The following is a 9,673-nucleotide window of genomic DNA, read 5'->3' on the forward strand; positions in this document are numbered from 1 at the left end:
ATAGCAAAAAATGATTTCAAGCTAAAACACACTTGAGATGTTACTCCTATGTTCAATTTTTAACAAGCTATATATTATTTTGAACAAATTAGTAACGATTTTGAGCTTACCTGATATTCAGCCATCAGGACTCACAAAAAAACGGCACAATACGTGCCGTTTAGAGTACTTGTCATGAATCAGAGTGAGTTTTGAATTAATAAGGACCAAAATCAAGGCGAGCTGGATAGTGATTTTTGCGTTTTTCGACTGGAGGCAGTTGCATATAATCGCCATATACAAGCTCAAGGAACTCCTCGATTTTATTAGGGAATGCAACCATCATTCCTTCATACTCAAGCTTTTTAACAGGGAAAATGTCATCAACGTAATATGTCTGTGTCCATGGATCGGTGTCGTTCAAGTATCCAATGCGCTTAGTTTTGATGTGTGCATAGCGATTACGAGCTTCTTGCTCGCGCTCATACATCTTTTGAGTAGATACATGAAACAGCTTGCAGACTCCTCTGCCTATGGTGACTCCCACACGCAGGAGCTTTCCCTTAATACCATCAACCAGGATAACGGGATGTGGAACATCTACCAAAATACGCATGTGTGACCAGAACCAGGTATCACGTGCCTGTTTCTCATACTCTTTTTGATTATCTGATACGTTGTCAAAACAATAGACATCCAAGAAGATTCCCAAATCAAGTGGAAGCGATGCAAGTGCTTCTTCACAAAACTGAGTACCCTTGAGCATAATGCGTGTTGTAGGGAACGGGTAGTTAATGTTGCGTTCTGAGTTGATGATGCTGTATTTATCAGCCCATTCTTCATCGTAGATAGCTAGGAGTTTATGGAAGTCTTCTGCAGGAAGCGCAACATCAATATCGTCATCCCAAGGAATAAAACCCTTATGACGCAAGGCGCCGATACCAGTGCCAGCAATGCCAAAATAGCGGATACTATGAGACTCGCAGGTATCAACAAAATCTTTAAAGATCATGCGTTCAACTTGCTGGAGATGTTTAAGCGTTTCTGTATCGTATGTGCACATTATCGACCTTCATACATCTTCTTGTAGTAATCCTGATAATCGCCGGAAACTACATTCTTAACCCACTCGCGGTTCTCTAAATACCAGTTGATAGTGGTAACAATGCCCTCTTCAAATGGAGTTTCTGGATACCAGCCAAGCTCTTCTTTAATCTTATCAGGTGCAATACCGTAACGACGATCATGACCCTTGCGGTCAGTAACGTAAGAGATCAGATCCTCAGTAATCTGAGTGTCACCAGTGATTCTTGCAACTTCACTGATGATGCGCTTAACAATGTAGAGGTTATTGCGCTCGTTATGACCGCCAACGTTATAAACCTCACCAAGGCGTCCGCCTTCAAGAACCATAGCAATTGCCTTGCAGTGGTCATCAACATACAGCCAATCACGAACATTAAGTCCATCACCATAAACAGGAAGAGCCTTGTGTTCCAAGCAATTCTCGATCATTAAAGGAATGAGCTTCTCAGGGAACTGATAGGGGCCGTAGTTGTTAGAGCAACGAGTAATTACTGCTGGGAATCCGTACGTATCATGCCAGGCCTTTACAAACATATCTGCAGAAGCCTTAGATGCAGAGTAAGGGCTGTGTGGACTCAATGGTGTAGTCTCGCGGAAGAACGCCTCTGGATCATCAAGCGGCAGTGAACCGTAGACTTCATCAGTAGAAACCTGCAGGTATCTGTGGTCTCCGTAGGAGCCCTGGCCATCATTCCAGAAAGACTCTGCAACACCCAGAAGAGCGACAGTACCCATAACGTTAGTGTCAGCGAAGGCACCTGGATCTTCAATAGAACGGTCTACGTGGCTCTCTGCTGCAAAGTTAACAACGTAATCAGGATGATAGGTCTCAAACAGCTGTGTCAGAGCCTCTTTATCCCTAATATCTACATGGGCAAAGGTATAGCGAGAATCTTGATCATATTCCGAGAGGTTCTCAAGGTTGCCTGCATACGTCAGGGCATCCACGTTCAAGATATGAATGTCCTGATTTCTTCTAAGCATATAGTGGATAAAGTTAGATCCAATAAATCCAGCTCCACCAGTTACCAAATAGGTCTTCACACTAACCTCTTTCTACCTTCGAAAGATATGTCGCAAGAGCCTCCTGCCAAGGCCTCATACAATTTCCAATGGTACTCTCAAGATGACCGTTTACCAAAGATGAATATGCGGGGCGAGAAGCACTTTCTGGGTGCATCTCTTTCCACTGAGCAGAGGTTACCCTACGAACCTTACAGTCAAGATTGCTGCCAGCCATAATGGCTTCAGCAAAATCAGCCCATGAACATGTTCCTTCATTAGTTGCATGGTAGATGCCATGGTTCTCAGTGGCTGCAATGCACAAGATTGTGTGAGCTAGGTCATTTGCGCTGGTAGGGTTACCCACCTGATCATCAACAACGCTAATCTCTGGATACTTTGCGCCAAGGGTTCGCATAGTTGCTACAAAGTTCTTGCCAACATAGCCGTAAAGCCATGCCGTTCTCACTACAAACGTTTGAGGATTTGCGGCCAGCGCAAGTCCCTCTCCTGCTAATTTGGATCGACCGTACGCAGAAACAGGACAAGGAGCATCTTGTTCCGTGCGAGGAGAGCTTTCCTTACCACTAAAGACGTAATCAGTAGAAACCTGAACAAGCTTTGTCTGCGTAGCACTGCAAGCTCGTGCAAGATTCATAGGGCCAAGCGCATTTACCGCAAAGGCCATCTCAAAATTGCTTTCGCAGCCGTCTACATTTGTTGCGGCCGCACAGTTAATAACAAGGTCATAACAATCATGCTGGTCAAACCATGTATTTACCGCTTCTGAACTAGTAATATCAAGCTCGTCTGCATCGGTATAGTCAACATCTGGATCAACAAACAACTTTGGAATAGGACCAATTTCAGAGATACCAGTCTCAAAAAGACGCTTGAGTTCATTGCCCAACTGACCATGAGAGCCAGTAATAAGAATACGCATGTTATTCCCCTTTTTCAGAAGGAAGAATACGTCCCTCTGCAACGCTCTTGAGGTGCTCACCATACGTTGATTTACCGTAGCGTTCTGCACACTCGAGGAGTTTAGAGCTGTCAATCCAACCGTTCTCAAAAGCAATTTCTTCTGGAACACTTACAGGCAGACCTTGCGCAGTCTCAACAGTACGAACAAAGGTAGATGCCTCAAAAAGAGACTCCATAGTTCCTGTATCCAGCCACGCAAAGCCACGACCAAGAGTAACAACATCAAGCGTGCCATCGTCAAGATAGAGTCGATTAAGGTCAGTAATCTCGTACTCACCACGAGCGCTTGGCTGAACCTGCTTTACCAGCTCAGTAACACGTTGATCGTAGAAATAAAGTCCGGTTACTGCGTAGTTAGATTTTGGATGAGCTGGCTTCTCCTCAATTGAAATAGCGTTGTAGTTCTTATCAAACTCAACAACGCCAAAACGCTCTGGATCATCAACGTGATAGCCAAAAACTGTGGCACGACCAGCAGTTTGTGCCTGCTGAGCAGCTTTTCTCACAAGTCCTGAAAGACCGTTTCCATAGAAGATATTATCTCCAAGAATCAGAGCAGCAGCGTCATCACCAATAAACTCTTTACCAATAACAAACGCCTGAGCAAGTCCATCAGGAGAAGGCTGTTCGGCATAGCTGATAGAGATGCCAAAGTCAGAACCGTCACCTAAGAGTTTCTCGAAATTTGGAAGGTCACGAGGAGTAGAGATAACAAGAATGTCTCTAATCCCCGCCAGCATAAGCGTAGACAGAGGATAATAAATCATTGGCTTGTCATAAACAGGTAAAAGCTGTTTAGATGTAACGGTTGTCAGCGGATAAAGCCTGGTACCGCTACCTCCTGCAAGAATAATGCCTTTCAAAATTACTCCCCATCAATCGCTGTGATTCTATAAAGTTTATACGGTCCTTCTTCAAGTACCAACTCAAATCCTGGAGCACCATTATCAATATTGAGACCAGACCATACTCCTTCTTCTTTAGGCATAGTTGGGTACTGATCATCTGGATACATATTCAAACGAATAAAATACTGTGCGCCAACAGAACGAACGGCATCTTGAACCGATTTTTCATAAAACACGCGATTTAGCTTTTCTCTAATCAGCCTGCTTTCAGGTGACTCATTATCATTGTATTTAAACTTGTAGTACACGTTTAAACCATCTATCGCATAAGCAAGAGATGATCCATCAAATGGATTATTGAGTACAACTGAGTCCCCAACAATTTCTTTTACTCTTTGAACAAACGCCTGTTCAGAAGCGGAATAAGTCTTCCAGTCTTGTGGAATATATGACTCGCTCATCCAATGTAGACTCATCTGAAAACGACTTGGCTCATGTGTCTGAAACTGCAAAGGATCAACTGGGGTCCACAGTGCATATACGACAGGAATAGAAAGTAAAACTGCAAACGCACTCTTAAGAAGAGAAATTCGACTACGCGACAAACGTGGCTTATCGCTTGTAGCGGACTGAGCAGGTCTTACTGCATGTTTTACTTTTTGAAGTACAACTAAAACAGCAGAAACAATATCAATACCACCTTGTAAAACTAATGGCGTAGAGGTGATACACATGATGGCAGCAATACGCTCTGGGTCTGTGTACCAAAAGCCAATAAGAAAACGCTTTACATCTACGTTACCCATAAGTCCCACAACAAAGAAAATAGAAACAAAGAGCAGGCTGCAAGCATACCAACGAGATTTTTTAACGAGAAGAGCGTGGATAAAGCCAACCCAGAAAAGCACCGTACAAACTGCTTCTGGGACATTCATGATGAACGACTGAGTGGCAATATGCATAATTGAGTCAAGTGGGTTTATATCCCAACCCCATAGAAAATGCACAACAGATTTCATAAAGCTGCTATTCAAAACAATGGTCCACATACCAATACAAAGGACAATACAGAGCGTCTCAAAAGCAACTAAGATAGCAACTTTATTCTTTTTATCTGCGTATTTATTGGTCACCATGCGTGGGATAAATGAAACTAACACGTAAGGGAACACCATAATTGCCCAGAAAAATACACCATTTGGATGGCAAAAAACAATTCCCAAAAGTACCGAAATGAGCATAAAGATATCTGAAGCCTTCTGGGGTTTCTCGCCATGTTTATGAGAAGACAATTGCGCTATCGAATCAAGGAGTTGCACAAACAAATACACTGCTATAGGAACACAGCAGAAGGAAAGCATATTTGGAAACGGGCCATGTACTGTGAGCATGCGGACAGGAAATGCCATATTGGCAAATGCTGCAAAGGGTGCAAGTACTGCCGCCTGGATTTTCTTTCCAAAAATCTTTGAAACAAGCGCAAAAAGTCCTAATGGGTACACTAAGCCGGTCCACACCACATTAACGGCATTTTCTGCCATTCCAATTGAGCAGTGGGTAAGTAATGTAACTACTGAGGCAAAGCTGTGAAATGCCAAAGGATAATACCAAGAGCCCGAGAAAGGCTGTGGTGTAGAGAGCGGCAAACCGTCAAAAACAGATGCTTTTAAAGTCGAGAAGACACCTGTTTGAATAATTCTATTGATGTAAGAGATATGAGTGTAGTTATCGTCATATTGCAAGAAGTTATTTGGATTTCCAAGACCTCGATAAAACACATAACTTGCTGCGAGTGCGCCAAGACAAATAACAATGCAGACTCCAGGCAACGAAAGCGACAAAGAAGAATGAATCTTTTTGTGTAAAAGTCTCTCTGAGCCAAATCGAGTTGCTGCAATAAGGGCGAGAAAACATGCCGCAAGAGCAAAAAGCGGGATAAGCCCCTTGAGACCAAGAGGATACATTGCAATGCCCGCAACAATATAAAAAACGACGCTTAACGGACCAGCCACGGCAAGTGAAAGTGCTCGTTTACCGCCTGATAAACGAGCACCCAGATATCCTGGAACAAAAACAATTGCTGTTGTAACTATAAGAACAAGAACAAATTGTTTCCACATGCGTATGCGCCCTTAGTTAGTGCTTCTGTTTTAGATGAGCTGAGCCCAGCGCTTTTTACCTGCCTGGAGAAGAGCTTTCTCAAGAACCGATGGCTCAACCTTATAGGTCTTTGCTGGATGAGGCTGCTGGTTAATCTTAATACCGCCGCCGTCAATCAGACGACGAGCCTCACCGTTACTTGAAGCAATCTCTACTTCAACCAAAATCTTTGGCAGGTAGATAAGACCATCCTCATCAGCCTCAAGAGAGATGGCAAACTCTTTGACGTCGTCAGGAACCTCATTGTTCTTGAACTGAGCATCAAAAGCTGCCTGGGCCTTAAGGCCTTCTCCCTCACCGTGGTAGAGGTCAACAATATTTCTACCAAGAGCACGCTTGAGCTGATAAGGATCAGCGGTACCGTCCTCAAAGCTCCTATCGATTGCATCAAGCTCATCAATGGAAAGCGTAGAGCAGAGGCGATAATACATTGGAATAATCTCGTCAGTAATAGACATGACCTTGCCAAACATATCGTTTGGCTCATCAGTCAGTCCAATATAGTTACCGTAAGACTTGCTCATCTTCTTAGTGCCGTCAGTACCTACAAGCAAAGGCATAGTAAGAGCAATCTGAGGATCCATGTCCATATCACGCATAAGATCGCGGCCAGCAAGCAAGTTGAAGATCTGGTCGTTTCCGCCCATCTCTACGTCAGCCTTGATAACAACTGAATCGTATGCCTGAAGCACGGGATAAATGAACTCGTGAAGCGCAATTGGCTGTTGGTTGTGATAACGATTAGAGAAGTCTTCTCGCTCAAGAATACGAGCAATGGTGAACTTGCTCATAAGGCCAAGCATAGTCTCAAGATTCATAGGCTTAATCCAGTCGCCGTTATGAACAACGGTAGTTCTTTCTGGATCAAGAATCTTCATTGCCTGGTTAACATAGGTCTCTGCGTTGGCATCTACCTGCTCCGCGGTGAGAGGAGGACGGGTAGAATCTCGGCCAGAAGGGTCACCGATCAGCGCAGTGCCACTACCAATAATCAAGGTGACATTATGACCAAGGTCCTGGAACTGACGCATCTTGCGCAGAGGAACTGCATGACCCAGGTGCAAATCAGGACTTGTTGGATCAACGCCGAGCTTAATGTTAAGAGGAGTGCCCTTTTTGAGTTTCTCTTTTAAACCGTCCAAAGGAACAATTTGCATAGTTCCTGAAGTAATAACACGGAGCTGTTCTTCTACTGAAAGCACTCTGTATCCTCTCAACGCAAGCCTGTTAAACCATATAGTTACTGCTACAAATAGTATCAATCAAATATGTTATCTATCAGAATACAACAGAGTTGTAACTCTTTATTCACTGAAACATAAATATCAGACTATAATAGTGAGAGCTATGACAAGGAGGCTCAATGGGTATTAGAACCCGTCGTGCACGTACACACGCAAATACACATGCCGTAGGTTTTGGCGTTGCTGGATTCTTTGGCTTTATGGCTCTTCTCGCGCTTGCACTTGCTCTTTCTTTGGGTGCAGCTGTTTCTTCATGGCTCGAGGACCTGCCTGATTACAACTCTGCTGATGCCTACCTGGTAGCAGAGCCTACCCGCGTTTATGACTCCAAGGGTAACGACATTGCTGACTTCTATCTGCAGCAGCGCCGTTCCGTTACCCTGGATCAGATTTCTCCTTATGTTATTCAGGGCACTATTGATACTGAGGACAAGCGTTTTTATTCCCACAGTGGTATTGACCCCTGGGGTATTGTCCGAGCATCTGTTGGCTCTCTGTTTGGTGGCGGCGAAGGTGCTTCCACTATTACACAGCAGCTTGTTCGTAACACTGTTCTTTCCAACGAGCAGTTTGAGCGTTCTTTGAAGCGTAAGGTCCGCGAGGCTTACATCTCTATTCAAATGGAGAAGAAGTTTACTAAAGACCAGATTCTTAATATGTACCTCAACACCATTTACTACGGTAATGGTGCTTACGGTATTGAAGCAGCAAGTATTATCTACTTCAACAAGCATGCAAGTGACTTAACTCTTGCTGAGGCTGCAACACTTGCTGGTCTTCCAAACGCACCTTCTGCCTATGACCCAACTGTTAATCCAGAGGCAGCAAGAGAAAGGCGTAATACCGTTCTTGAGCGTATGCTTCGCGCGGGCGATATTACACAGGAGCAGTACGATGAAGCTGTTGCTGAGGACTTGGTACTTAACCCTGGTACTTTGACCGACAACATTGGCCAGTTCCCTTACTGGACTGACTACATTCGTAGCCTGCTTCAGGAAGACTTTGATAGCGATACTATTCTCCAGGGTGGATTGCGTGTTTATACTACACTTGATCCTGACCTCCAGAAAGATGCTGATGAGGCTGCTAGAAGGCGTATTGCTGAGCTTGGCAACCCTCGCCTGGGTGCTGCTTTGGTCTCTATTGATCCTCAAACTGGCTATATTAAAGCAATGGTTGGTGGACAGGATTACTCAAAGAGTCAGTACAACATTGCAACCAGTAGTAACCGTCAGATGGGCTCCAGTTTTAAGATGTATACGCTGGTAGCAGCCCTTTCTGAAGGCATGAACCCAGAGATTGTTCTTAACGGCAACTCTCCCATGCAGATTACACCTACCTGGCTGGTTGGAAACGCAGGTAACTACAGCTATGGCGCAATTACGCTGCGTCAAGGTACGGTTTACTCTTCTAACACTGTTTACGCACAGGTTGCTGAAGCTATTGGTATCGATAAGATCCTTCAAACGTGCTATGCCATGGGTATTCGCACCCAGCTACAGCCATACCTGTCTACTACTCTTGGTTCCCAGGGTGTAACCCCTATTGAGCAGTGCACAGCATTTGCAACGCTTGCTGCAGGCGGTGTTCGTCGTGATGCTGTAGCAATTACGCGCATTGAAGACCGTAATGGCAACGTTATCTACGAGCACAAGGACAACCCAGTTCAGGCAATTAGCCCAGCTGTTGCTGCAGCTGCTACCGATGTTCTGAGTGGCGTTCTTACCTCCGGTACTGGTCGCTATGCTTACAACCTGAAGACCTTTAACCAGCCAGTTGCTGGTAAGACAGGTACTTCCGATAAATCCGAGGACCTTTGGTTCTGCGCCTATACCCCACAGCTTGCAACAGTTGCTTGGTGTGGATATCCAGATAGTCGTGACCCTGTTATCATCGGTGGCGGCGAGTCTTCTACCTTTGTTACTGCGCAGTATGTTTGGGCTTACTACATGAACGCAGCTTTATCTGGCGTTCCTCGTGCTGAGTTCCCAAAGACCACTGAAACTATTGCTTACAAGCCTAATAGTTACTGGAAATTTGTTGGTGGCTCCGCTAATGCTAAGCAAGAAAAGAAAGATGACGACGAAGAGGAAGAGGAAGAGGAGGAAGAGGAAGAGGACGATTCAACCACTACTCCTACTACTCCTACCACTCCTACCACTCCGGCCACTCCTGGTACTGGTACTGGTACTGGTACGGGCACCGGAACAGGAACAGGAACGGGCACTGGAACTGGAACTGGAACTGGAACAGGAACTCCATAAACCTCTGGTTTATCTACAACAAAAAGGAGTCTGCACTAATGATGTGACCCCCAAAAGTTAGACTTTTATAACGTAGCAGTTTATATGGCTGCTACGTTATTTTTAT

Annotated in this window: 7 protein-coding genes; 1 reads left to right on the forward strand and 6 read right to left on the reverse strand. The window is 44.6% G+C overall.

What is annotated here, in order from left to right; translation table 11 throughout:
- Positions 1 to 196: 196 nt before the first annotated feature.
- From HMPREF1492_RS00710 to tyrS, 6 genes are read right to left on the reverse strand one after another with little or no spacing between them, the layout of a single operon-like run.
- Positions 197 to 1,042: a LicD family protein gene (locus HMPREF1492_RS00710; RefSeq protein WP_035434920.1), complete on the reverse strand. Its 846-nt coding sequence runs from the start codon at positions 1,040 to 1,042 to the stop codon at positions 197 to 199.
- The gene (gene rfbB, locus HMPREF1492_RS00715) at positions 1,042 to 2,109 is read right to left on the reverse strand and encodes a dTDP-glucose 4,6-dehydratase (protein ID WP_035434922.1); all 1,068 of its coding nucleotides are present in this window, start codon (positions 2,107 to 2,109) and stop codon (positions 1,042 to 1,044) included. The genes HMPREF1492_RS00710 and rfbB overlap by 1 nt, the downstream gene beginning before the upstream one ends.
- A 1-nt stretch (position 2,110) precedes the next feature.
- Entirely contained in the window at positions 2,111 to 3,010 is a 900-nt protein-coding gene (gene rfbD / locus HMPREF1492_RS00720) for a dTDP-4-dehydrorhamnose reductase (RefSeq protein ID WP_035434924.1), read from the reverse strand.
- Position 3,011: 1 nt separating this feature from the next.
- The gene (gene rfbA / locus HMPREF1492_RS00725; protein WP_035434926.1) at positions 3,012 to 3,914 is read right to left on the reverse strand and encodes a glucose-1-phosphate thymidylyltransferase RfbA; all 903 of its coding nucleotides are present in this window, start codon (positions 3,912 to 3,914) and stop codon (positions 3,012 to 3,014) included.
- Between the two features lie 2 nt (positions 3,915 to 3,916).
- Positions 3,917 to 6,019, reverse strand: a complete 2,103-nt coding sequence (locus HMPREF1492_RS00730; RefSeq protein WP_035434929.1) for a DUF6541 family protein — start codon at positions 6,017 to 6,019, stop codon at positions 3,917 to 3,919.
- Between the two features lie 30 nt (positions 6,020 to 6,049).
- Positions 6,050 to 7,261: a tyrosine--tRNA ligase gene (gene tyrS, locus HMPREF1492_RS00735; protein WP_035434931.1), complete on the reverse strand. Its 1,212-nt coding sequence runs from the start codon at positions 7,259 to 7,261 to the stop codon at positions 6,050 to 6,052.
- A 161-nt stretch (positions 7,262 to 7,422) separates the two neighbouring features.
- Between tyrS and HMPREF1492_RS00740 the strand changes: the two genes are divergently transcribed.
- On the forward strand, positions 7,423 to 9,567 hold the full coding sequence (locus HMPREF1492_RS00740; protein ID WP_051479322.1) for a transglycosylase domain-containing protein: 2,145 nt from the start codon (positions 7,423 to 7,425) through the stop codon (positions 9,565 to 9,567).
- Positions 9,568 to 9,673 lie beyond the last annotated feature (106 nt).

Origin of the sequence: Atopobium sp. BS2 (assembly GCF_000565075.1) — a bacterium.
Taxonomy (GTDB): Bacteria; Actinomycetota; Coriobacteriia; order Coriobacteriales; family Atopobiaceae; genus Lancefieldella.

Excerpts from the sequence above, each read along its gene's own strand:
- rfbD (WP_035434924.1), bottom strand. The coding sequence starts at position 3,010 with ATGCGTATTCTTATTACTGGCTCTCATGGTCAGTTGGGCAATGAACTC.
- HMPREF1492_RS00730 (WP_035434929.1), bottom strand. The coding sequence starts at position 6,019 with ATGTGGAAACAATTTGTTCTTGTTCTTATAGTTACAACAGCAATTGTT.
- HMPREF1492_RS00710 (WP_035434920.1), bottom strand. The coding sequence starts at position 1,042 with ATGTGCACATACGATACAGAAACGCTTAAACATCTCCAGCAAGTTGAA.
- HMPREF1492_RS00740 (WP_051479322.1), top strand. The coding sequence starts at position 7,423 with ATGGGTATTAGAACCCGTCGTGCACGTACACACGCAAATACACATGCC.